Below are 24,000 nucleotides of genomic sequence, written 5' to 3'. Positions count from 1 at the left end.
AAGCATTAATATCTCCGGATTGATAAGATCAGTTATAAATAACGGTGAAGGTTGAAACGGAGTTAGCGGGGCCTGCGGTAATTGCCGGGCCGGTTTGGATATAGCGTGCGCCGAACTCCAGATCGTTAACCGCCGTGCCGGAGGTTAACTGATACTGCTGAGACGGCGTATACAGGCTGACAGGCTGCTGCGAGGCATCCACCAGCTGAATCGCCACCCCTGTCGCCGCATCGGTATCTGGCGTTAAGGCAAGCGTCGAATTGTTATTCGCATCCGGTGTTCCGCCAAAGTTAATGGCGGCGGAGGTGACCGTGTCAGGACAATTCGTTAACTGAATATCAAACTTCGTTAAGGTGCTTGTAGAGCCTGCACCGGTAAATACCGTTTTAGACACTTTCCCCAGCTGTACATTTAATGGATTACTTAATCCATTTACGACCTGACAAGCAGAATCGATAATTTCGCCGGTGAAGTTTATTTGCCCTTCACCGTTCGTTGCCGCAAACGTGGATGCAGAACATCCCACCGCTGCGGCGATGATTAAACCTAAAGCAACCTTGTTCATAGCAAATCCTGATATGTTTCGGGTGAGAGCGTTGCCTGGACGTTTTCACCGTTGACCCTTAATGACTTTCCGCTGGTTATTTAATCAAAAAATGTATGAATACGAATCTGCTATAGAAATCACAAATAATTGAAAAAAAGCTTGTGTTTATTTTTTGCTATTAAAACAGAAGGTTGTCTTAAGGGATAAAAAACTAACGGATAGCCATTCATCAGGGCTATAGTGTTAACAAGATAGGCTGTCAGGAGGAATGTCGTGGATTATCGCAAAATTATCAAAGAGGTAGGACGTGGGAAAAACCACGCCCGCGACCTGGACCATGAAACCGCTCGCGCGCTTTACACCCGTATGCTCAACGGCGAGGTACCGGACCTGGAAATGGGCGGCATCCTGATTGCGCTGCGTATCAAAGGCGAAGGCGAAGCGGAGATGCGTGGTTTCTACGAGGCGATGCAGGCGCAAACGCTGCGCTTAACGCCGCCGGTGGCAAAACCGATGCCGATTGTGATCCCGAGCTATAACGGGGCGCGCAAGCAGGCAAACCTGACGCCGCTGCTGGCGATATTGTTACATAAGCTGGGGTTCCCGGTGGTGGTACATGGGGTCAGCGAAGATCCCACGCGCGTACTGACAGAAACCATCTTTGAACTGCTGGGCATTGAACCGACTCTCCATGCCGGCCAGGCGCAGGCAAAGCTGGAGGGGAACCAGCCGGTCTATATTCCCGTTCGTGCGCTCTGCCCGCCTTTGGAAAAGCAGCTGGACATGCGCTGGCGCATGGGCGTGCGTAACAGTGCGCACACCCTGGCGAAGCTGGCAACGCCGTTTGCTGAGGATGCCGCACTGCGCCTTTCCAGTGTTTCTCATCCGGAGTACGTGACGCGCGTCGGTCAGTTCTTTGCCGAAATCGGTGGACGCGCACTGCTGATGCACGGAACAGAAGGGGAGGTGTACGCCAACCCGCAGCGTTGCCCACAGCTGATGCTGATCGATTCTGTCGGTACGCGCGTTGTGCTTGAACGCGGGGAAGAAAACAGCGATGTGATTCTGCCGGAGTCAAAAGATCCGCAGGTTACCGCGCACTGGATTACGCAGTGCCTGGCCGGAAATGTGCCGGTCCCACAGTCGATCAAACTGCAAATGGCCTGCTGCTTGCTGGCGACAGGGGAGGTAGAGACGGTGGAAGCGGGGTTACAGCGGGTGGCACAGTCGTTTTAGGCAAAAAAAAAGCCCGTCCAGTGGCGGACGGGCAAGCAAGGGTAACAAACAACAGGGTCAATGAGGGTTGGAGCAGCTCACCAGAGGGTTTGGCGAGGGTACAGCATTCATTTCAGGCGATTATTTGTAGATAACCGCAGTACCGCTCAGCTTGTTATTGGTGTTAGCGGAGGTGATGGTGTATCCGCTTGCACCGGCAGCAGCGGCTTTCTCAGCCAGCTTGGCTTCCAGGCCGTCCAGCGTGGTCGCGCCTTCTGCACTTACCACACCGATTTTATTCATGCTCTGGGCCTGAGTGGATGAAACAGGCTCTACGGCGAATGCGCCGAAAGACAGAGCGGACAGGGCAACAGCAGCTACAGCATATTTGATGGTTTTCATAATTAATCTCTCGCAGGTGTTTTCTGTTAAGGGGACGATGTTCCGTCGATGTGATAAGTATCACGTTTTTTCCTGAGGGATAAAATCGAAGAGAATTGACGTGAACAGTCAAAAAAATTGAATGACAAATAACTTATTGAATATTAATAAATTCAAACCAGCGCTTTACACTTCTTGTGGATGCGCTTTACAGAAGAAAGATGAAGGGCACATTTTGCTACGCGGTTCGCTAAAAACCGTGAGCGTAAAGGTAAGTGCAGGCAGGGTTAACTTTGGTAAAGGAGAGTCAGCGTAACTGGCTATCTTTCGATCCTCTGCGATTATAACCTGAATGTGAGGCATTTTTTGAATCTTTATCCTGCTGGCAGGTAATGCATAACCTTACTCCTGGAATGGCTTTACGCCGCGCCTCCGGGATCGGCTCTCCGCATTCTTCGCACTCCTTCAAACTTTCGCCGCGCGGAATCTCACCGCGAGCGCGCGCAACCGCATCTTCAATGGTACTGTTGATCTGTTCGTTAACGGCGTCGTCATTCGCCCAACCGGAAGCCATGGCATCCTCCTGAAATCGGTTTATACCCTGCTTTTAATATGGGGTTAAAAAATGAACAATCAAGATAAAGCGGAAATGAACTGCATCCGGCAGGCAGATGCAGTCTTGTTGTGGAGGAAAAAAATTATTTATAGATGGTTGCTGTGCCGTACATATGGTTATCTCCGCCAGCGGAGTTCACGACAAAGCCTTTCGCACCTTCCTGGCGGGCTTTTTCGGCCAGTTTATTCTGCAGATCGTCCAGGTTACTTGCGCGACTTACCGAGACGGTGCCCGCCGGACGCAGTTGGCTAGTATCGGTACTTTCATTCAGTGGCTGAACGGCCATCGCAGAAAATGAAGCCGTTGCCAGGGCGCCGGCGATAACAGCAAGGGTCAGGTACTTTTTCATAATCACATCCTCATGAGGAAACAACAGGTGATTCCCTTTAAGTTTAGAAGCCTGACGAGTGTGACTTAGCGCAAATATTTGATGATGATCTGCTTATTTTTTGAACGATAAAAACTGACAATTCGCTGACAGATCATAGACGTAGAGGTGTTTGATTTACGGTGTTTTTTTAAGCGCCGCAGAGAAAGATTTACCGCTGGGCCAGCACAGGGTATCTTACGCCGCTGTTTAAAGGAGAACGCCATGACTTCACAAAAGCCGGGATTGCACCCACGAAATCGCCACCGCAGCCGCTACGACATGAACGCCCTGTGCCAGAGCTGCCCTTCGCTGCAGGACTATATTGTCCAGACCCCAGCGGGTGAGCCGACCGTCAATTTTGCCGATCCGCAGGCGGTGAAAACGCTGAACAAAGCCCTGCTGGCGCATTTTTACGGTGTGGCTCACTGGGATATTCCGGAAGGCTTTCTCTGCCCCCCTGTGCCGGGCCGCGCTGATTACGTTCATCACCTTGCCGATCTGCTTGCCGAAGATCGTGACGGCGCTGTACCGCAGCAGGCTTCCATCCTGGATATAGGCACCGGGGCAAACCTGATTTACCCGCTGATTGGCGTACATGAATATCACTGGCGCTTCACCGGGAGCGAAATCGGCGCCGAGGCCTTTGCCAGCGCGCAGGCGATTATCAGCGCGAACCCTGGCCTGAGCCGTTCCATTCGTCTGCGTCGTCAGAAAGAGGCGGCTTCCATCTTCAACGGCATAATTCATAAAAACGAAAGCTATGACGCTACGATGTGCAACCCGCCGTTTCATGATTCGGCGGCAGCGGCTCGCGCGGGCAGCGAGCGTAAACGCCGCAACCTCGGTCAGGCGGAAGACGCCGCGCTGAACTTCGGCGGGCAGCAGCAGGAGCTGTGGTGCGAGGGCGGTGAAGTTGCCTTCATCCTGCGCATGATTGCGGAAAGCCAACAGTTTGGCCGTCAGGTGAAGTGGTTCACGACGCTGGTTTCCCGCGGGGATAACCTGCCGCCGCTCTACCGCGCGCTGAGCGAAGCGGGTGCCTTAAAAGTAGTGAAAAAAGAGATGGCGCAGGGCCAGAAGCAGAGCCGCTTTATCGCCTGGTCGTTTATGGACGATAACAAACGTCGCAAATAGTATCCCGCCCCAGGCCGGGTAGGGCAAAGCCGCCACCCGGCTCGGTTACAGCGTCGGCTCCTGCGGAGGGAGCGGCGAGGCGGGCGGCGACAATACCTGATACGTCTGCACCGGCGTTCGCACGTTCGCCAGATCGAAGTGCTTTTTCACCATGCTGTCGAGGGCAAAGCGCACCGTCCACTGCTTCAACGGCTGGGTGGTGAACGAAACGCGCAGGGTGAACGCCGTGTTGGTCAGCCCAACGATGCCGGCAAACGACGGCTCGCCAATCACCAGCCCGCGAATATCCTCCATTTCCATCAGTTCACTGACCGCATCCCGCAGCGCCTGCTTCGCTTTGTCGGCATCTTCATGACGATCCACATCGTAGTTGGCCACAACGGAGCCAATGCCGCGCACAAAGTTGGCGAAGGTAGTGATCGATGACCAGGGAATGATGTGATATGCCCCGGTATCCTGACGCACGCCTACCGAGCGAATCGACATCCGCTCCACGGTACCGGTCAGCGGCCCGATGGTCACCAGATCCCCTGTGTTCATCCCGTTCTCAAACTGGATAAAGATGCCGGTAATAATATCCTTCACCAGCGTTTGCGAGCCGAAGGAGATCGCCAGCCCCAGCGCGCCTGCACCCGCCAGCAGCGGGGCGATATTCACGCCGATTTCCGATAGCACAATCATGATGGTGATGGTGCTGATGATCACCGCCAGCGCATTGCGGAACAGGGTCAACAGCGTGCGCGCGCGGGCGCTGGGGAGCGGTCTGCCGTGAATATCCGATACCAGACGGTTCTCGATAAGACTCGCCAGCAGCGTCCAGCCGACGGCGGAGAAGAACAGAATCAGCGCGATACGAATTAAAATATCGACGGTCTTCTCGCCTGCGCCGTTATGCAGCCAGTTCCAGAAATCAAACAGGCTCCACGCATTCAGCAGCAGCATGATCGCCACGCAGACGGTCAGAATGCGCGCCACCTTAAGCGATACCGACATCCAGCCGTTCACCCGTTTTTGCAGTTCCGGGTAGTTACGCTGCACCTGCGGCGACAGGGTGATGGTTTTCGAGATCCAGCGGGACAACAGCCCGGACACAAACGCCGCGATGCCGATAATCGCCAGGCTTTTAAACGTCGCCCCCATCATAAATTTCAGGCTGTTTCCCGGGTCGAACAGCGAGAAGAAGCACAGCACAATAAAGTACGCGCTTGCAAGCCAGTGCCACACCAGCGCGAAGGCGCGGATAAACAGGCTGAAGAAAGAGAGGGAACGGTCGGCCAGATGCAGCAGGCTCTCGGTGATCGCCCTTTTATTGTGGAAGATAAGGTACAGAGACCAGACGGTTATACAGAGCATAATCAGCACGTTCGCCAGCGCGCCAAACTGCACGTTAACCTGGTTGGAGATAATCGGCACGGCTACCAGCAGGCCGTATCCTATCAGCCCGCTGAGCACGCTTAGCCGCACGGCCCAGTATTTCGCGCTATCGTCGTTGATATTGAAAGGGCGAAGTTCAGGCACGCGCGGGCAAAAGATGACGCGCAGCACCGCTTTAAAAAATTCGATGAGCGCAAACGCATTCAGGAAGAGCGCCTGCTGGAAGGCAATGGTTTTGTTGCCCGTATTGAGGCGGTCCGCCAGCACCTGACCGACAAACAGCGTCAGGGCCAGCAGCAGTAAATCGATGATAAACGCTCCGGTAATCATGGCCGGGAGGTGCAGCCAGCTGCTTTTATGCTGATTTTTTTTCCGTCCCCAGTGGCCCATCTTCCGGTAGAGCGGCCAGGCGCACAGGCGCAGCAGCCAGTAAAAAATGAATACGGCACCCGCCAGAATCGCAAACTGCGTGGCGGCTGCGGTGAAGGTGTGGGGATTAAAAGGTTTATGCGAGGTGCCAACAAGATTTCGATAGAGCTGGGCAAAACGCGACGACAGGGCTTCCCCGTAGCGGCGGCTGATGTCGGTGACGTTTTCCAGTACCGTCTTTTCCTCTTCGATCTGCGGTGGCGTAATGGTCGGAACCGGATCCTGAGGCGGCGTGGCGGCCACCTTCCTCAACTGTTCGATCAGCTCCTGCCGGGAGGTGTCATTCTCAAGGACGTCGGCAAGTGCGCTATAGGCCGCTTTTTTTTGTTCTGCATCCGGCTCCGGAGGCGGCGTATTTTGCTGAGTAGCAGTTGCTCCGGTGGTGACGCCGGGGATTGCCACGGCGAGCGATGGCGCACTAAACAGGCTTATCAACAGCAGCAGGATCCACGGCACGGCGTCCTCCGACAAAAATATCGTGCAAAATGATAAGTATAGAGGGCGAGAGGCGGAGTGGAGTTTTTGGGAACAATCTGGCGTAAAAAAGCCGGGCAAGCCCGGCTCGGTATGTAGCGAGGGATCAGGAGACGTGCTGCAGGAACTCCTGCAGACGCTGGCTAGGCGGATTCGCGATCAATTCCTGCGGGTTACCGTCTTCGGCGATGCGGCCTTTATCAATAAAGATCAGGCGGGAAGCCACTTTCTCAGCAAAGCCGATTTCGTGGGTCACGATCACCATCGTCATCCCTTCTTCCGCCAGATCCTGCATGACTTTCAGCACCTCGTGGCGCAGTTCCGGGTCGAGTGCAGACGTCGGCTCATCAAACAGCATCATCTTCGGTTTCACCGCCAGCGCGCGCGCAATCGCCACGCGCTGCTGCTGGCCACCGGAGAGCTCGGAAGGGTAGTGGTGCGCACGCTCCGCCAGGCCAACCTTCGCCAGCAGATCTTTTGCCAGCGCTTCCGCCGCCGCTTTGTTGGCACCGCGCACGCGCAGTGGGCCAAACATCACGTTTTCCAGCGCCGTCAGGTGCGGGAACAGGTAGAACTGCTGGAACACCATGCCCGCTTCCTGACGAATCAGACGCTCGTCCACTTTCGGGTCGTTAACCTTCAGACCGTCAACGATCAGATCGCCGCTGGTGATCTCTTCCAGCTTATTGATGCAGCGCAGCAGGGTCGATTTACCGGAACCGGAAGGCCCGATAATCACCACCACTTCACCCTGCTTTATATTCAGATCGATATTGTGCAGCACCTGGGTTGGGCCAAAGTGCTTGGAGACGTTTTTAAATTCAATCACAGGATTTTCATCCTTCTTTCAAGACGGCGCAGAACGAAGCTCAGTACCAGCGTAATGATCAGATAAACGACGGCGACCGCACTCCAGATTTCCAGCGCGCGGAAGTTGCCTGCAATAATTTCCTGGCCCTGACGGGTCAGTTCGGCCACGCCGATAACGATGAACAGCGATGTATCTTTAATGCTGATGATCCACTGGTTACCCAGCGGCGGCAGCATGCGGCGCAGCGCCAGCGGGAGAATAACGTGACGGATCGTTTCGCGACGAGAAAGACCTAATGCCAGACCGGCTTCGCTGAAACCTTTATGAATCGACAGCACCGCCCCGCGGGTGATTTCCGCGATGTAGGCGCCCGAGTTGATCATAATGGTCACGACGGCCGCGCTGAACGGATCGATGCGCAGGTCGGTAAAGGCCATTGGCAGGGCGAAGTAAATAAACATGACCTGCACGACAATCGGCGTGCCGCGGATCACTTCGATGAAAACCAGTGCGATGTGGTTTGCAATCCAGCCACCGTAGGTGCGGGCGAAACCGGCGACAAGACCGATAATCAACCCACCTACCAGACCCAGGACCGAAATCCACAGGGTCATTTTAGCGCCTTCAAGCAAGAGTGGAATGGCAGGCCAGATGGCGCTCCAGTCAAACTGCATGATGTATTCCTGTATACCGTGGTGAAAAACGAAAAATGTAGGCCCGGCAAGCGTGAGCGCCGCCGGGCGCTATAACCCTGAATTCAGGTAAAATTATTTAGGCTCAGTACCGAACCATTTTTTATAGATTTCGTTGTAAGTGCCGTTCTCTTTCAGCGTTTTCAGCGCGCCGTTAACTTTCGTGCGCAGATCGTCGCTGCCTTTCGGGAACGCGATACCGTACTGCTGAGCTTCCAGAGAGTCGCCCACGGCTTTGAACTTGCCGTTACCAGCCGTTTTAATGAAGTACAGGATGTTCGGCGTGTCGTGCAGAACAGCGTCAGCACGGTTGGTGCCGAGTTCCATATACGCGTTGTCAATGTTCGGGAACTGGCGCAGGTCTTTGGTTTTGATGTTCGCTTTCGCGTAATCCACGGAACCGGTGCCGCTCTTCACTGCCACCACTTTACCGTCGAGGTCTTTCACGCTTTTTACGTCGTTATTATCCGCTTTGACCATCACCAGCAGGCCGCTTTTGTAGTAGCCGTCAGAGAAGTCGATCGCTTTTTTACGTTCTTCGGTAATGGTGATGCCCGCCAGCGCCAGATCGACGTTTTTGGTTTGCAGCGCCGGGATGATGCCGCTGAAGTCCATCGGCTTCAGGGTGTAGTCCAGTTTGAGTTCTTTGGCGATAGCGGCCCACAGATCAACATCAAAACCAACGTATTTGTCACCCTGTTTGAATTCAAACGGAACGAACGCCGTGTCGGTCGCCACAACCAGTTTGTCGGCAGCCTGAGAGGACACCGCAAAAGCCAGGGTAAGTGCAGCCAGTGAAACTTTTAATACAGACTTCATAGCATTTCCTTTTATATCCACGGGGCGATCCCCTGCGAGAACGACTGGCACAATGAAAAAATCGTGCCAACTTTACAAGCTGTTGTTTTACAAAGGGGATGAAATCATACATTGCACAAAAAGCGTGGCAATGATGTCGTGTTGCACCAGCATGGAGCACCATTTTGGTGCGCTTCGTTTGGGTCAACTGACGGGGAGATATTAAGCGTAAATTCTGACGAAAAAACAATCTTCCATTAACGGTTGTGTGAGGTGATTATTACAATTTATTCACTTTTGCACCGTCTCAGGCAAAAACTGTGCACCATAAATGTGCAAAACCCTCACCAGAGGCGAGGGTTTGACAGGAAAGTCTTATGGATTACTCGATGTTAGATTCGATAAACCACAGGAACTGATCCAGGTCGCGGGATGCGGCGGTGAAGATGTCTGCGGTATCTTCATCCTTGGCTTCGCTAATCGCTTTGCGCACGTCATTGGCCACAATCGCGTAGCGGTCCGCCAGCTCTTTCAGGTGATCCTGAACGGTGTGGATATCCAGCGGGTAGCTTTTCAGCGGCGTTTTGCTGTTGATCACCTGCGTGGTCCCAAGCGCGACACCACCCAGCTGAACGGCACGTTCAGCCATCGTATCGAGGTGTGTCACCAGTGCTGTGCGGAAGCCATCCAGCATTTCATGGACGGCAATGAAGTTTGCACCGCGCATATTCCAGTGGGCCTGTTTGGTGATCAGCGAAAGATCGATGAACTGGATCACCTGGCGATTCAGCAACTCAATGGTCGCTTTTTTGTCGCTATCCGATACATCGTTACGGGTATAAAGCAGATTAGACGCTTTCGTTTTCACCAGTTTAGCGGTACTCATAATCTCATATCCTCTTGATGTTTATGTCCCAGGTAATTACGGAACTAAGTATAGCACCGGATTTTTTCTCTGCGGTCTGGCTGTGCCTATCGGTTTAATAGCAAGAAGGAGGTTGATAATTTAATTTATTGAAATTAATAGATAATTTTAAAATTGATACAGATCAATCTTAATTCGCATATAGGGGAATGGGTGGGGAAGGATATTTCGGTTATATGACAAACTATGTAAGAAATTATAACGGATGGCATTCTGGCCTTTATTCTGCATGGCCGTGAAGCCATGCAGAATATATGGCATTAGCCGATGTCGATTTTCTCAACTTTAGGTTCAGGGCGCATGGTGAGCGTTGACCCCATTGACGCCGCGATAATTGAGCAGAGCGCCAGCGTCTGGGTGAACGTCAGCGTTTCGCCCAGGAACACCATCCCGGAGATCGCCGCAAGGGCGGGCTCCATGCTCATCAGAGTGCCAAAAATGCGCGTCGGCAGACGCGTCAGGGCAATCATCTCCAGAGAATAGGGGAGTGCCGTTGAAAGAATAGCGACCGCCAGCCCGATGGGCATGACTGACCATTGCCAGATAGACTCCGTTGCCTGCGCCATACCGATCGGCACAAAAACGATAGCCGCAATCACGGAACCCAGGGCGACCGTTGCCGGGCCATGCTCTTCACCGGCTCGCTGCCCGGTGAGTATATAGACAGCCCAGCAGGCTCCTGCTCCCAGCGCCAGCGCTGCGCCCGTCAGATCAATCTCAGAGACATTCTGGCCGAGCGGCAGCAGGAACCATAAGCCCAGAACGGCCAGCACGACCCAGATAAAATCCACCGGACGACGTGACGAGAAAAGTGCGACCGCCAGCGGGCCGGTAAACTCCAGCGCGACGGCAATCCCCAGCGGGATGGTCTGGATGGAGAGGTAGAACATATAGTTCATTGCCCCGAGGGACAGACCATAAAAAAGCAGGGGAAGACGTTGCTCTTTTTTGAAGCGCAGACGCCAGGGTTTGAAGATGACGACCAGTATCGCCGTTCCCAGCACGATACGCAGGGCTGTTACCCCGGGCGCACCCACCAGTGGAAAAAGCGATTTTGCCAGCGAAGCACCGCTTTGGATGGACAACATGGCAATAAGTATGACGGCTACCGGCAACCAGACCGACGACGTGCGGGATAACCCAGGCATCCTTTCTCCTGTCAGCTAATGTCAAGTGGAGTAAAGGTTGCAGTGTAAAGGAAATATACAGCTACGGTTGAGACTAGGTTGAAAAAAAAGACCCGTGAAATCCGTAAAATGGTTAAGCGCTGGTGGATTTATCACCTGAAAGATTAGGAATAATCTGGATGAATGTAACGGCGCAGACGCGCAATATGGGCGTTTAGTAGGAAAAATCGCATGTGATTTGAAAGAGTTAGCTGAGGTTGGAAACGTTCTGTTACAGGAAAGGCCTCATTAGACATCACGAATCACAAAGAGTTTCGCAAAATTTTTTGATATATTTAAAACTTACGGACTTACTTGAAGCACATTTGAGGTGGTTATGAAAAAAATTGCATGTCTTTCAGCACTGGCCGCTGTACTGGCTGTTTCCGCAGGTACCGCTGTAGCTGCTACTTCTACTGTAACTGGTGGTTACGCTCAGAGCGATATGCAGGGCGTGATGAACAAAACCAACGGTTTCAACCTGAAGTATCGTTACGAGCAGGATAACAACCCGCTGGGCGTGATCGGTTCTTTCACCTACACCGAGAAAGATCGTACTGAAAACGGCGCATACAACAAAGGCCAGTACTACGGTATCACTGCTGGTCCAGCTTACCGTCTGAACGACTGGGCGAGCATCTACGGTGTTGTAGGTGTTGGCTACGGTAAATTCCAGCAGACCGAAAACCAGGGTCTGAACCGCACTGCAAGCAACAGCGACTACGGCTTCTCCTATGGCGCAGGCCTGCAGTTCAACCCAATCCAGGACGTGGCTCTGGACTTCTCCTATGAGCAGAGCCGTATCCGCAACGTTGACGTTGGCACCTGGATCGCGGGCGTAGGTTACCGCTTCTAATCACTTCGGTGAGCTAATAAAAAATCCGCCCAATGTGGCGGATTTTTTTTTAGCTTTTCCCTCTCCTTGTGGGAGAGGGTCAGGGTGAGGGCATCAGACCGCACGAGATTGCACAGCTTACTTACTCTTAATATCAAAAATATCGGTACCCAGATGGTTATAGTCAACTTTCTGTAACTTGAAGTTGGTAACGTACACTGGGGGTGCTTTCTTGTTGGAGATAAACGGGTAATCATTTTTTATCTCTTTGGCCTTAATCCCCGTCCACTGCGAGAAGAACTGCAGGAAATCATTCGCCGAGCGCCGCGCTTTGATAACGCGATGCGTTTTATCATCGCTCGACAGCACCATAAACGGCACCTGGAAATTTTGCTGGAACTGGTCGTCGTGCGCCAGATACTGCACTTCTTTGCCACGCTCTTTAAACGCCAGCCCGTGATCCGAGAAATAGACCACAGAGAAGCTTTCGCCCGTATTGCGCAGCTGATTGTAAAGCTTGCTGAGCAGCTCGTCGGTTTGCGTCATGGTATAGAGATAGCAAGAGGTCTCTTTCGACTGCACAAACTCCGCGTATTTACCGCCAGTGCGATCGCAGGCCTGCGGGTGCGATCCCATCAGGTGCAGAACAATCAGCTGCGGCTGGGTGCGCTGGGTAGCAAAGACCTGCGCCGTCATCTTCAGCAGCGCCTCGTCTTTGGTGTTTTTGTCGGCTTCAAAGTCGCCGCTCTTCAGGAACTGCACTTCGTCAGCACGCTTAGCAATACTGGCGATGGCGGTGTCGTATTCGCCAATTTGCCCCTGATTGGAGAACCACCAGGTCTGAAAACCGGCGCGGTTGGCCAGCGTGACAAAATTATCCTGAAACTGAGGTTTGCCATCCACCACGCGGTTCAGCGTCAGGCCGAGCGATTTCTGCGTCGAGCCGCTGGCCGCCACATAATCGGTAAACAGGGTGCCGTTGACAGAGCTGGCAAACGGTGTGTTATTCCAGTGCCCGCCGAATGCGCCCAGCGCGTCGCGACGTGCGCTCTCGCCAATCACCACCACATAGGTATGGTATTTCGGCTTAACCGCCAGCACGTTCCAGGTGTCTTTCATATTGGAAAGTTCAGCCATGCGCGCCTGCTCGTCGAGAACCTCTTTATTGTTCACGATGACGTCTTTAACGAAACGGAACACCGGATAGCCCGTATCTTTCAGCTTGAACACGCCGCCCCAGGCCAGGTTTTGCACCGGCGCAACGAAAAACGTCCCCACGCTAAACGCCAGGCACAGAGACTCCATTTTTCCCCATGATCTCTTCGCGTCTGCTTTGCGACGAACCGCGATGACGCCAAGCGCAAAGATAAAGAGGCCGACGACGTAGCTGTACCAGGGGAAGATCGTCAGGATCTCCGTCGACTCTTCCATGTTGGTGGAGTGCAGCGCCAGCAGGGTGTTGAAGTTTGGCGCGCCGTAGGCCTGGCCAAACGGGAAATACATCGCAGCAATCAGCGAACAGACCCCTACCAACGCTTTCTGCACGCGCGGGGCCGCTCGCCACAGCACATGCAGGATGCAGGTGAAAGCCACTGCATAAAGCAGGCTGAAGGGATAGCCGAGCGCAAAGTTAATCAGCAGCGACTGCAAAAAGTAAAATCCCGTCCACGGGCTTAAGGCCCGGCTGCGGGTAACGATGGTATCTATCAGGGTTACATTCATAGGTCACTATCACAAAAACGCCATGTGCTCACCCTGGCGCCAAGGGTCAAAGCCTGCCGGACAGTGCGTGGAAAGGGAATGAGAGGTCCGCTTCAGCGAGCCGCAAATTGTGCAGGGCTGCAAGAAGATAGTGCGAGCGTGAATTAAGGTCAACAGTTGCTAAACAGATGTTTTGCGAAGGGTGCTGCAAATCCGCAAAAATTATCGGGAATTGGTCAGTTTACAGCGGAAGTGTGACAGAAAAATGAAGCGGCGTACCGCAACGCCGCTTAGTGGGAAGGTTTGTCGTCCTGATGCGGTTTGTTGTTAAACATATCGCACAGCATGTTCAACAGCATTAAGCGCACTTTAAAAGGAGAGTGGGTAAACACGGTCATGCACCTCTTGAATTCGTTCATGAGACCTCCTGATGTTTGATCCCTTCGATCCGTGAAGGGTGACTGCATTACATACAGATATAGCACAGGCTATATTGTATAGCTATGGCTATTTCGTTAATTTTTTGTGCTTGTGGAGGGATGGTTTACAATGTGCGCTCTCGATACCGGGCGCTGGAAGCGTCACCCCAATGAGGAAGTACAATGAACCGTCGCGCAGGTAAGCCAGCCATTAAAAAAACGACGCAACTGGTGAATGTTGAAGAACATGTCGAAGGTTTTCGCCAGGTCCGTGAAGCGCACCGGCGTGAACTGATTGATGATTATGTTGAACTGATTTCCGATCTGATCCGCGAGGTTGGGGAAGCGCGTCAGGTCGATATGGCCGCCAGGCTCGGGGTTTCGCAGCCAACGGTCGCTAAAATGTTAAAACGTCTGGCCTCGGTAGGCCTGATCGAAATGATCCCCTGGCGCGGCGTGTTTCTGACGCCGGAAGGGGAGAAGCTTGCGCAGGAGAGCCGCGAGCGCCATCAGCTTGTCGAGAACTTTTTGCTGGTGCTGGGCGTCAGCCCGGAAATTGCCCGTCGGGATGCGGAAGGAATGGAGCACCACGTTAGCGAAGAGACGCTGGTGAAGTTTCGCGAATTTACCCTTAAATATGGTCCCTCCGCTGAATGAAAATCCCTGGACTGCAGGCCCTCTCACGCGATCGTTTCTTCCATCTCTTATTAATCATTGGCGCCGGGTTAAGCCTGTTTGTGCCGTTTGCGCCACAGGCCTGGTCTGCGGCGATTGACTGGCGCACCATCATCACCCTGAGTGGGTTAATGATGCTGACCAAAGGGGTCGAGCTGAGCGGCTATTTTGACGTCCTGGGGCGTAAAATGGTGCGCCGTTTTGCCACCGAGCGCAGGCTGGCCCTGTTTATGGTGTTCTCCGCCGCGGTGCTGTCGACGTTTCTGACCAACGATGTGGCGCTGTTTATCATCGTGCCCCTCACGCTCACCCTGCGTAAGCTTTGCGAGATCCCGGTCAGCAGACTGATTATCTTTGAAGCGCTCGCCGTTAACGCCGGTTCTCTGTTGACGCCCATCGGCAACCCGCAAAATATTCTTCTCTGGGGACGTTCCGGTCTGTCATTCGCCGCCTTTACCTGGCAGATGGCGCCTCTGGCGCTGGTGATGATGTTTTCGCTGCTGGCGGTCTGCTGGTTCGCGTTTCCGGATAAAAAGCTGCAATACCATAGCGGGACCACGGGCCCGCAGTGGCAGCCGCGGCTGGTCTGGAGCTGCCTCGGGCTGTATATCGTCTTCCTGTTCGCCCTGGAGCTGAAGTATGAGCTGGCGGGCGTCCTGCTCGTCGCCGCGGGCTTTGTCGTGCTGGCGCGGCGCGTGCTGGTGAGCGTGGACTGGACGCTGCTGCTGGTCTTTATGGCGATGTTCATCGACGTGCATCTGCTTATTCAGCTTCCGGTGCTACAAAACGTTCTGCACAGCGTCAGCACGCTGTCGCAGCCGGGGCTGTGGCTGACGGCGATTGGCCTGTCGCAGTTTATCAGCAACGTGCCTGCCACCATTCTGCTGCTCAACTACGTTCCGCCGGACACGCTGCTGGCCTGGGCGGTGAACATCGGTGGGTTTGGGCTGCTGCCCGGCTCCCTGGCAAACCTGATCGCCCTGCGTATGGCCAACGACCGTCGCATCTGGTGGCGCTTCCACCTCTGGTCGATCCCGATGCTGCTCTGGGCTGCGGCGATCGGTTTCGGACTATTCCTTCTCATATAGTGCGCAATTTGTCAGTTTTTCCTGGCAAATGTATAGCAACGTCCTAGCTTTAGTGAACGGCATAGTGTGATGCCGCTCACTGACAGGACCGTTGCTGAATTATGGCAGAAGAACAAAATCCACCTGCTGACGAGCAGGATAAAAACAATAACGAGCGTAAACGCCCGGGCAAAAAACCGTTAATTATCCTTGGCATCGTGGTCATCGTGATGGTGATCGTGGCGCTGGTCTGGTGGTTTTTAACCCGCAACGAAGAAACCACCGACGACGCCTTTACCGACGGCGACGTGGTGACCATTGCCCCCAAAACGGCGGGCTACGTTACCGAGCTTCGCGTGCGGGATAACCAGCGCGTGAAGAAAGGGGATGTGCTGGTAGTGATCGATCCTCGCGATACCACCGCCCAGCGCGATCAGGCTCAGGCTCAGCTTGGGCTGGCTATCGCGCAGCTGCATCAGGCCCAGGCGCAGCTGGCGCTCTCAAAAGTGCAGTATCCCGCCCAGCGTGACGAAGCCAAAGCGCAGGTGTTGAAAGCGCAGGCCGATCTGGCGAACGCGCAGGCGGAGTACCGGCGCCAGCGCGGCGTCGACCCGCGCGCGACCACCCAGCAAAGTATTGATTCTGCGAACGCTCAGCTGCGCAGTGCCCAAGCTGGCCTTGCCAGCGCACAGGCGCAGCTGGAAGTGGCGGAGCAGGTACAGCTGCAAATCCGCCAGCAGGAGACCAACGTCGAAGCCCGCGAGCGTCAGGTCGAACAGGCCAAAGCGCAGCTGGAAACCGCGAATCTGAACCTCTCTTACACCGAAGTCCGCGCCCCGTTCGACGGCTTTGTCACCAAACGCAACGTGCAGCCCGGCACGCTGGTTCAGGCGGGCACCGCGCTGTTCTCGCTGGTCTCCCCGAACGTATGGGTGGTGGCGAACTTTAAAGAGTCCCAGCTTGAGCGCATGAAGCCCGGCGATAAGGTTAGCGTCTCCGTGGATGCCTGGCCGGATATGGAGCTTGAAGGCCATATCGACAGCATCCAGCAGGGCAGCGGCTCGCGCTTCTCCGCCTTCCCGTCGGAAAACGCCACCGGTAACTTCGTGAAGATTGTTCAGCGCGTACCGGTAAAAATCGTCATTGATAAAGGTCTGGATCCGAACAAGCCGCTGCCGCTGGGGCTGTCGGTTGAACCGAAGGTCACCGTGGAATGACGGATCATAGCCACGATAACTGGAAGCCCGCCAGTAACCCGTGGGCGGTGGCGATTGTCGTCACCCTGGCGGTGTTCATGGAAATTCTGGACACCACCATCGTCAACGTCGCGCTGCCGCACGTGGCGGGGTCGCTCTCGGCCAGCTACGACGAATCCACCTGGGTACTGACAAGCTACCTGGTGGCGAACGGCATCGTGCTGCCCATCTCGGCGTTCCTGAGCCGGCTGTTTGGCCGCAAGCAGTTCTTCCTCATTTGCATCGTGATGTTCACCATCTGCTCGTTTCTGTGCGGCATCGCCACCGAGCTGTGGCAAATCATCCTGTTCCGCGTGATGCAGGGCTTCTTTGGCGGCGGGTTACAGCCCACCCAGCAGTCGGTGCTGCTTGACTACTTCAAGCCGGAGGACAGGGGCAAAGCGTTTGGGCTTTCCTCCATTGCGATTATCGTCGCGCCGGTGCTCGGCCCGACGCTGGGGGGCTGGATCACCGACAACTACTCCTGGCGCTGGGTGTTCTTTATCAACATCCCGGTGGGGATTGTGACGGTGCTGGCGATCTACCAGTTGCTGGAAGATCCGCCGTGGGAGAGCAAATCAAAAGAGAAGCTGACCATCGACTGGACGGGGATCGGCCTGATCGCCCTCGGTCTGGGTTGTTTGCAGGTCATGCTCGACCGGGGCGAGGATGACGACTGGTTCTACTCGAACTTTATCCGCACCTTCGCGGTGCTGACGCTGGTTGGCATTATTGGCGCAATCTACTGGCTGATGTATGCCAAAAAGCCGGTGGTGGATCTGCACTGCATGAAGGACCGCAACTTCGCGATCTCCAGCCTGCTGATGGCGGGGATGGCGATGATCCTCTACGGCAGCTCGGTGGTGATCCCGCAGCTGGCGCAGCAGGATCTGGGCTATACCGCCACCTGGTCCGGGCTGGTGCTCTCGCCCGGCGCGGTGCTGATCGTGCTGACCATCCCGCTGGTGCTGAAGCTGATGCCGGTGGTGCAGACGCGCTGGATCATCGCCTTTGGCTTTACCTGCCTGGCGGTGTCGTTCTTCTGGTCGCGCACGCTGACGCCGGATATTGACTTCGAAACCCTGGTGCTGTTCCGCAGCGCCCAGTCGATTGGTCTGGGGTTCCTGTTTGTGCCGCTCACCACCATCGCCTTCATCTCGATACCGAGACGGCTCAACGCCGATGCGGCGGCGCTGTTTACCATGTTCCGCAACGTGGCGGGATCCATCGGGATTTCTCTCTCGACGGCGGCCATCACCGAGCGCGCGCAGGCGCACAGCGCGCACCTTGCCTACCACGCCTCGCCGTTTAACGAGCAGTTCCAGCTGGCGATTCGCGAAAGCGCCCAGGCGATCCAGAACTTCACCACCCAGGTGGGCGATCCGACCGGGATTGCCACCGGGCGGATGTACCAGACGATGATCGAGCAGTCGCGCTTTTTGGCCTACATCGACGTCTTCACCATTCTGAGCGCCGTGGCCTTGCTATTGATTCCGTTTTGTTTGTTGCTCTCGCCGGTTAAGAGCGAGGGGAGTGCAGGAGCACACTGATGATACACAGACGTTTACACCCCCTGATGATAATGATGCTGCTGGTGGGCTGCGCCGTCGGGCCGGACTACCAGCAGCCTGCGCCACCCACCGTTACGCACTGGAACGATAAGGGCGACAGCGCGGTAAAATCGCAAACAACCTCCGCCGCGACCAATCCGCGCTGGTGGAAAACCTTCGGCTCGCCGCAGCTCGACAGTCTGGTTGAACGCGCCATCGCCGGAAACCTGACGTTGCAGCAAACGGTACTGCGCATTGCCGGGGCGCGTGAACAGATTAACCAGGCGGGCGGGGCATTTTTCCCGTCGGTGAACGGCAATCTGCAGGCGACGCGCCAGCAGCTCGGGCTGGAAGGGGAGCTAAAATCCCACGGCGTGTACGACCAGCTGGATAATGTCGACCCTGAACTCAGAGGCGCGCTGGGGCCGCTGACGCAGCCGATTAACCTTTATCAGGGCAGCTTCGACGCCCAGTGGGAAATCGACCTCTGGGGCAAGGTGCGCCGTCAGGTGGAAGCCGCCGAGGCGCAGCAGAAGGCCGCCATCGAACAGCGTAACGATGCGCTGGTGTCGCTGGAAGCGGAAGTGGCGCGCGCGTGGCTCCAGCTGCGCGGGGCGCAGAGCATTATCGCTACCCTGAACACCCAGATTAAAAGCGCGCAGCAGACGCTGGATCTGACCGAAAGCCGCCAGCGCGGCGGGCTGTCGCCGCAGATGGACGTGGAAAACGCCCGGGCGCAGCTGGGCAATCTTGAAGCCCAACTGCCGCAGTATCAGGCCCAGGAACGCCAGGCGATGAACGGGCTGGCTATTCTGCTCGGCAAGCCGCCGGGGGCGCTGGATAGCGAGCTGCAATCCGCGCAGCCAATGCCCGCGCTGCCGGATATCGTGCAGACTGGTATACCGTCCACGCTGGCGCGCCGCCGTCCGGACGTGCGCGAAGCGGAGGCCAACCTTCATGCCGCCACGGCGCAGATTGGCGTCTCGGTGGCCGAGCTGTTCCCGAGCTTTACCCTCTCCGGACAGTTTGGCCTGCGCAACAGCGAATCCGGCTGGCTGACCGACTGGAGCAGCCACTTCTACAGCTTCGGCCCGCAGGTTTCCATTCCGATTTTCCAGGGCGGTCGACTGGTCTCCAGCGTCAAGGTGGCGCGCGCGCAGCAGGGCGCTGCGGTACTGGACTATCGCCAGACGGTGCTGACCGCGCTCGGGGATGTGGAAAACGCGCTGGTGAGCTATCGCACCGACCAGCAGCGTGAGGCGGGCCTCGCGAAAACCATCGACGCACTGCAAAACGCCTTTGATTTAGCCAGCGACAGCTACCGGCAGGGGATCGCCAGCTTTATCGACGTGCTGGACGCCCAGCGTCAGCTGGCGCAGGCCGAGCAGCAGCGCGCGCAGGCGCAGGTACAAAGCGCCCTCGATCTGGTGGCGCTCTACAAGGCGCTCGGCGGCGGCTGGGAGCCGTATCAGCAGGTGCAGCTCCCGGACTACAGTGTCTTTGGCGACGCCCCGCGCGGATAAATATTCAGAGGATTGGGCAAGAAACGGACAGGAACGCCACATTCGCGATGGCTGAGGGGCGGGTATAACTATCGGGTACCCAATCGACATGCGAGGATTATCTTATGCGTTATCAAAAACTGGGCAACACCGGTCTGTTCGTTTCTGAACTGTGCCTCGGCACCATGACCTTCGGCGGAGAAGGCGGCATGTGGGGCAAGATTGGTCAGCTGCAGCAGAGCGAAGCCGAACAGCTGGTGGGTCGCGCGCTGGACGCGGGTATCAACTTTATCGATACCGCGGACGTTTACTCAGAAGGGCGCTCGGAGGCGATCCTCGGCCAGGCGCTGAAAAACCTGAAAATCCCGCGCGAGAACGTGGTGGTCGCGACTAAAGTATTTGGCGAAACGGGCACTGCGGGGGTGAACTCGCGCGGCAGCTCGCGCTATCACATCATCAGCAGCGTGAAGGAGAGCCTGCGCCGCCTGCAGCTGGATCATATCGATCTCTATCAGCTTCACGGTTTCGATCCGGCCACGCCGATTGAGGAGACGCTGTATGCGCTGGATAACCTGGTGCAGCACGGCCACGTGCGCTACATCGGCGTCTCGAACTGGGCGGCGTGGCAGATAGCCAAAGCGCTGGGCATTTCCGAGCGACTCGGGCTGGCGCGTTTCGCATCCCTCCAGGCGTACTACACCATCGCTGGGCGCGAACTTGAGCGCGAGCTGGTGCCGATGATGCAGAGCGAAGGCGTCGGGTTGATGGTCTGGAGCCCGCTGGCGGGCGGCCTGCTGAGTGGAAAATATGGTCGCGACGGGCAGAGCGAAGCCGGTAGCCGCCGTCTGGCGTTCGACTTCCCGCCGGTGAACAAAGATCGCGCCTTTGACTGCGTGGACGTGATGCGCGTGATTGCCGAAAGTAAGGGCGCCTCCGTGGTGCAAATCGCGCTGGCGTGGCTGCTGCACCAGAAAGCGGTGACCAGCGTCATCATTGGCGCGAAGCGCGTTGAACAGCTGGACGACAACATTGCCGCCACCGGGATCCGCTTAAGCGAAGACGAGCTTAAACAGCTGGATGCCGTCAGCGCGCTGCCGCGTGAATATCCGGGCTGGATGCTGGAGCGTCAGGGGGAGTATCGTCGCAATCAGCTTGCGCAACAATAACGCTCCTCATCCCCGGCGGCGCTTCGCCTGCCGGGGATGATATCGAAGAAATGACGATAAGCTGCTTTTGCCGATTCAACGATGGGCTGTGGCGGTAATCAGCAGCCGTCTTTGCAGGTTGCGGCTGGGTTTTGCTCAAGGACTCTTACCAGCAGGGCTCGGGGCTCTCTGACCACATCTGTTCCAATTGCCAGTACTTTGCCGTCCCTTTCCGCTGAATACTTCGCGACAACATCACCGAAAGCATTTCGCTGCAGGGCGACCTCTTGTCCTGCTTTTACCGTGTCGCCGGGTTTAACGAAAACTTCCGCAAACCCACCCGTAGTTGCTCGTATGGAACTGATAGCATTACCAATATACGTTTTATTGCTGCTGGCGGTTGCGCCGATTTTGCCTTCAATCACCTTGTAATGGATCAGTACATTGAGGGCACCCTCTAAGCCCCGGGCAATCATATCCTGCTGGTAAATCCTCGGCTCTCCCGTCTCGGCCGTTATCGCCGGGATACCATTTTGAATAAAGGTGGTTTCCATTGAGCCGGCTTCCCCGGGGTCTTTCTTAATTTGATCTGCCGGAAAAAGTTCCGCAATTGTCCGGGCATCCGCATTGCGGTAGTCGGCATAAATGAACAGCGGATAAGCCGTTCCGGTAGACTGGGTGTGATAGTCAATCGCCAGGTCGACATTCCCCTTGTAAACCTTGTTCCACATCATCCATGCCTGACGCTCAGCAGGGTTACCCGTTTCTTTTCCTGGATGGACGCGGTTGTAGTCGATCGTTTCACCCCCATCGGTTGAAACAGACCATGTCCGGGAGACTCTCTCAAGGCCAGAACGGTTTGGGCCAATGATGCCAATAACGCTGCCGTTCATTTTTTCGGGGTCCAGTTGTTCCATCACTTTTTGTACGATGCGCACGCCGTTTAGCTCATCCCCGTGGACGCCCGCCTGCAGAAGGACTTTCTTCCCGTCCGTTTTCCCTTTTGCCACCATTATGGGTACATACCAGCGCTGTCCCGTTCCGGTCTCAACCCCCTCGAACATGAAGCGATGTTGTCCGGCTGGCAGGTCTGATACATCCAGCGTAGAGATAACCGGCACTCCCTGCACTTTATCACCCGTATACACCGTTGCCGCGTGAGTCATTGAGCCGGGCAACGCTAAGCTGAGAGCGAATGCGATACGGCGAGTAGATATCTTCATGAGCGTCATTTTCCATTTGATAGGGTTGAGATTTTTATGTTCCGGCCTGAGCCGTGGTTTGTGCGCATTAAGTTAATAATGATTTTATGAGGCCAGCCAGTGGCACGTTCGGGAAATGTGATTCTGCATAGGCTAACGCTCAGGCCTAAGTAACAGGATTTCGCTATTCATTTTTCCTGCTCAGCGCTTCTTTCCGACATTCCTCACAAAAAACGATCCTCCCCTTTGATCGAAATTTCATCTTCGCCTATATGACTAGTCATGAGATTTTAAATGACTAGTCATATAGGGAGAGAGCATGAACAATTCACTGCCGGCCAACTTTTTATGGGGCAACTCGGTGTCCAGCATGCAGACGGAAGGGGCCTGGAACGAGGGTGGGAAGGGGATGTCGGTGTACGACATTCGTGAAGCCGGAGAAAACGTCTCCGACTGGAAGGTGGCAACCGACTCCTACCATCGCTACCGGGAAGATTTCGACCTGATGCAGGATCTGGGCATGAACTGCTACCGCTTCCAGATCTCCTGGAGCCGCGTCTGCCCGCAGGGCGACGGCGCGTTCAACGACGAGGGCATCGCCTTTTACGACCGCTTTATTGACGATCTCATCGCCCGCGGCATCGAGCCGATGGTCTGCCTCTACCACTTCGACATGCCGCTGGCGCTGGCGCAGGAGTACAACGGCTTCAACGATCGCCGCGTGGTGGCGGCTTTTATCCGCTACGGCAAAAAGATGATCGACTGCTTCGGCGACCGGGTAAAGTACTGGCTGACCTTTAACGAGCAGAACATCTTCCATATGCCGGAAGCGTTCCGCATTTCCGGCTATATGAAAGGCGAGAAAACCCTGCGCGAGCTGTATGAGCTTCAGCACCATGCGATGGTGGCGCACATGTCGCTGACCGAATACCTGCACCAGACTAAGCCAGGCCAGCTAATGGGCGGCATGCTGGCGCACCAGCTGATCTATCCGGCCACCTGCAAGCCGCGCGATATTTTCTGCGCCCAGCAGTATGACGAATTCCTCAACCAGAACCTGCTGCGCGTCTTTGCCGGCCAGGGCTACAGCCCGGCGGTGATGGCGGTGGTAGAGCAGGAGGGCTTCGGTGATATCTATCGCGCCGACGATCTCGCTCTGTTTGCCCGCACGAAAAATGACTTTATGGCCTTCAGCTACTACGCCAGCAAAACGCTGGACAGCGACGCGATCCCGGAAGGCACGCCGGTCAACTATTACCTGCTGCACGGTGAGAAAAATAACCCCTACCTGAAAGCCACCGAGTGGAACTGGCAGATCGACCCGCTGGGCTTTCGCACCATCATCACTCGCTATGCCAACGACTGGCGGATGCCGGTCTTCCCGATAGAAAACGGTATTGGGGTAATTGAGTCCTGGGACGGGGTTAACCCGATTGAGGACACCTACCGCATCGACTACCACCGGGCGCATATCGAGGCCATGAAGGAAGCCATGTTCGAGGATGGCGCAGAGGTCATTGGCTATCTCGGCTGGGGGTTAATTGACATTCTCAGCTCGCAGGGGGACATGCGTAAGCGCTACGGCGTGGTCTATGTCAACCGCGAGAATCACGACCTGAAAGACCTTAAGCGCGTGCCGAAGAAGAGCTACGCGTGGTTAAAACAGGTTATCCATACCAACGGACGCGAGATGTAAGCCGTACGCTGCCGGGCCGTTTTTGTGACTGATTGATGGGA

23 protein-coding genes are annotated in these 24,000 nt (G+C 55.5%); 10 read left to right on the top strand and 13 right to left on the bottom strand.

The features are described from left to right. Positions 1-28 precede the first annotated feature (28 nt). Positions 29-565 carry a fimbrial protein gene (locus IM284_RS14560; protein WP_028012440.1) on the bottom strand — a complete coding sequence of 179 codons (537 nt, stop codon included), beginning with the start codon at positions 563-565 and terminating at the stop codon, positions 29-31. 255 nt (positions 566-820) lie between these two features. On the opposite strand from IM284_RS14560, the gene ybiB reads away from it, so the two are divergent. After that, positions 821-1,783 (top strand): DNA-binding protein YbiB, encoded by a 963-nt coding sequence (gene ybiB / locus IM284_RS14555; RefSeq protein ID WP_047368145.1) that lies wholly within the window; start codon positions 821-823, stop codon positions 1,781-1,783. A 120-nt stretch (positions 1,784-1,903) separates the two neighbouring features. Here ybiB and ybiJ read toward each other — a convergent pair whose 3' ends face one another. The 3 genes from ybiJ to mcbA all read right to left on the bottom strand — a co-directional run bounded on the left by ybiJ (position 1,904) and on the right by mcbA (position 3,108). After that, entirely contained in the window at positions 1,904-2,164 is a 261-nt protein-coding gene (gene ybiJ / locus IM284_RS14550; RefSeq protein WP_014883102.1) for a DUF1471 family protein YbiJ, read from the bottom strand. Positions 2,165-2,450: 286 nt separating this feature from the next. After that, complete coding sequence (locus IM284_RS14545; protein WP_028012442.1) at positions 2,451-2,717, bottom strand: DksA/TraR family C4-type zinc finger protein; 267 nt, start codon at positions 2,715-2,717, stop codon at positions 2,451-2,453. 124 nt (positions 2,718-2,841) lie between these two features. Next, a complete protein-coding gene (gene mcbA / locus IM284_RS14540; protein ID WP_047368146.1) occupies positions 2,842-3,108 on the bottom strand; it encodes a DUF1471 family periplasmic protein McbA in 267 nt (88 codons plus the stop codon). A 243-nt stretch (positions 3,109-3,351) separates the two neighbouring features. On the opposite strand from mcbA, the gene rlmF reads away from it, so the two are divergent. Beyond that, positions 3,352-4,263 carry a 23S rRNA (adenine(1618)-N(6))-methyltransferase RlmF gene (rlmF, locus tag IM284_RS14535; RefSeq protein ID WP_193055836.1) on the top strand — a complete coding sequence of 304 codons (912 nt, stop codon included), beginning with the start codon at positions 3,352-3,354 and terminating at the stop codon, positions 4,261-4,263. Between the two features lie 45 nt (positions 4,264-4,308). On the opposite strand, the gene ybiO is transcribed toward rlmF, so the two are convergent. The 6 genes from ybiO to rhtA all read right to left on the bottom strand — a co-directional run bounded on the left by ybiO (position 4,309) and on the right by rhtA (position 10,914). Then, positions 4,309-6,522 (bottom strand): mechanosensitive channel protein, encoded by a 2,214-nt coding sequence (gene ybiO / locus IM284_RS14530; RefSeq protein ID WP_047368148.1) that lies wholly within the window; start codon positions 6,520-6,522, stop codon positions 4,309-4,311. 124 nt (positions 6,523-6,646) lie between these two features. Then, the gene (glnQ, locus tag IM284_RS14525; protein WP_028012446.1) at positions 6,647-7,369 is read right to left on the bottom strand and encodes a glutamine ABC transporter ATP-binding protein GlnQ; all 723 of its coding nucleotides are present in this window, start codon (positions 7,367-7,369) and stop codon (positions 6,647-6,649) included. Next, positions 7,366-8,025, bottom strand: a complete 660-nt coding sequence (glnP, locus tag IM284_RS14520; RefSeq protein WP_003858462.1) for a glutamine ABC transporter permease GlnP — start codon at positions 8,023-8,025, stop codon at positions 7,366-7,368. The genes glnQ and glnP overlap by 4 nt, the downstream gene beginning before the upstream one ends. A gap of 93 nt (positions 8,026-8,118) precedes the next feature. Next, on the bottom strand, positions 8,119-8,862 hold the full coding sequence (gene glnH / locus IM284_RS14515) for a glutamine ABC transporter substrate-binding protein GlnH (RefSeq protein WP_014831177.1): 744 nt from the start codon (positions 8,860-8,862) through the stop codon (positions 8,119-8,121). 361 nt (positions 8,863-9,223) lie between these two features. Further along, positions 9,224-9,727, bottom strand: a complete 504-nt coding sequence (dps, locus tag IM284_RS14510; protein WP_008501171.1) for a DNA starvation/stationary phase protection protein Dps — start codon at positions 9,725-9,727, stop codon at positions 9,224-9,226. A gap of 299 nt (positions 9,728-10,026) precedes the next feature. Next, complete coding sequence (rhtA, locus tag IM284_RS14505) at positions 10,027-10,914, bottom strand: threonine/homoserine exporter RhtA (RefSeq protein ID WP_041910716.1); 888 nt, start codon at positions 10,912-10,914, stop codon at positions 10,027-10,029. Between the two features lie 355 nt (positions 10,915-11,269). Here rhtA and ompX point away from each other — a divergent pair, with 355 nt between their 5' ends. After that, positions 11,270-11,788, top strand: a complete 519-nt coding sequence (gene ompX / locus IM284_RS14500; RefSeq protein ID WP_028012448.1) for an outer membrane protein OmpX — start codon at positions 11,270-11,272, stop codon at positions 11,786-11,788. Positions 11,789-11,905: 117 nt separating this feature from the next. On the opposite strand, the gene IM284_RS14495 is transcribed toward ompX, so the two are convergent. Both IM284_RS14495 and mntS read right to left on the bottom strand, forming a co-directional pair. After that, on the bottom strand, positions 11,906-13,489 hold the full coding sequence (locus IM284_RS14495; RefSeq protein ID WP_193055835.1) for a phosphoethanolamine transferase: 1,584 nt from the start codon (positions 13,487-13,489) through the stop codon (positions 11,906-11,908). A 269-nt stretch (positions 13,490-13,758) separates the two neighbouring features. Next, a complete protein-coding gene (gene mntS, locus IM284_RS14490; RefSeq protein ID WP_014831181.1) occupies positions 13,759-13,887 on the bottom strand; it encodes a manganase accumulation protein MntS in 129 nt (42 codons plus the stop codon). A gap of 183 nt (positions 13,888-14,070) precedes the next feature. On the opposite strand from mntS, the gene mntR reads away from it, so the two are divergent. From mntR to IM284_RS14460, 6 genes are all read left to right on the top strand, one after another. Continuing rightward, positions 14,071-14,544, top strand: coding sequence for a manganese-binding transcriptional regulator MntR (mntR, locus tag IM284_RS14485; protein ID WP_028012450.1), 474 nt, complete (start codon positions 14,071-14,073; stop codon positions 14,542-14,544). Then, positions 14,541-15,650: an anion transporter gene (locus tag IM284_RS14480; RefSeq protein ID WP_047368150.1), complete on the top strand. Its 1,110-nt coding sequence runs from the start codon at positions 14,541-14,543 to the stop codon at positions 15,648-15,650. The genes mntR and IM284_RS14480 overlap by 4 nt, the downstream gene beginning before the upstream one ends. Before the next feature lie 101 nt (positions 15,651-15,751). Further along, positions 15,752-16,846, top strand: a complete 1,095-nt coding sequence (locus IM284_RS14475) for an HlyD family secretion protein (RefSeq protein WP_041910714.1) — start codon at positions 15,752-15,754, stop codon at positions 16,844-16,846. Then, positions 16,843-18,414, top strand: coding sequence for a DHA2 family efflux MFS transporter permease subunit (locus IM284_RS14470; RefSeq protein ID WP_028012453.1), 1,572 nt, complete (start codon positions 16,843-16,845; stop codon positions 18,412-18,414). The genes IM284_RS14475 and IM284_RS14470 overlap by 4 nt, the downstream gene beginning before the upstream one ends. Beyond that, a complete protein-coding gene (locus IM284_RS14465) occupies positions 18,414-19,937 on the top strand; it encodes an efflux transporter outer membrane subunit (RefSeq protein ID WP_047368151.1) in 1,524 nt (507 codons plus the stop codon). The genes IM284_RS14470 and IM284_RS14465 overlap by 1 nt, the downstream gene beginning before the upstream one ends. Positions 19,938-20,041: 104 nt before the next feature. Further along, positions 20,042-21,082 (top strand): aldo/keto reductase, encoded by a 1,041-nt coding sequence (locus IM284_RS14460; protein ID WP_047368152.1) that lies wholly within the window; start codon positions 20,042-20,044, stop codon positions 21,080-21,082. Between the two features lie 98 nt (positions 21,083-21,180). On the opposite strand, the gene IM284_RS14455 is transcribed toward IM284_RS14460, so the two are convergent. Continuing rightward, the gene (locus IM284_RS14455; protein ID WP_048999203.1) at positions 21,181-22,284 is read right to left on the bottom strand and encodes a succinylglutamate desuccinylase/aspartoacylase family protein; all 1,104 of its coding nucleotides are present in this window, start codon (positions 22,282-22,284) and stop codon (positions 21,181-21,183) included. A gap of 298 nt (positions 22,285-22,582) precedes the next feature. Between IM284_RS14455 and IM284_RS14450 the strand changes: the two genes are divergently transcribed. Then, complete coding sequence (locus tag IM284_RS14450) at positions 22,583-23,959, top strand: glycoside hydrolase family 1 protein (RefSeq protein ID WP_047368153.1); 1,377 nt, start codon at positions 22,583-22,585, stop codon at positions 23,957-23,959. Positions 23,960-24,000 lie beyond the last annotated feature (41 nt).

This window comes from Enterobacter cloacae complex sp. P12RS (assembly GCF_014895875.1).
Taxonomy (GTDB): domain Bacteria; phylum Pseudomonadota; class Gammaproteobacteria; order Enterobacterales; family Enterobacteriaceae; genus Enterobacter; species Enterobacter bugandensis.
The sequence above is the reverse complement of the archived record's forward strand: the minus strand, read 5'-3'. Positions and strand labels throughout refer to the sequence as shown.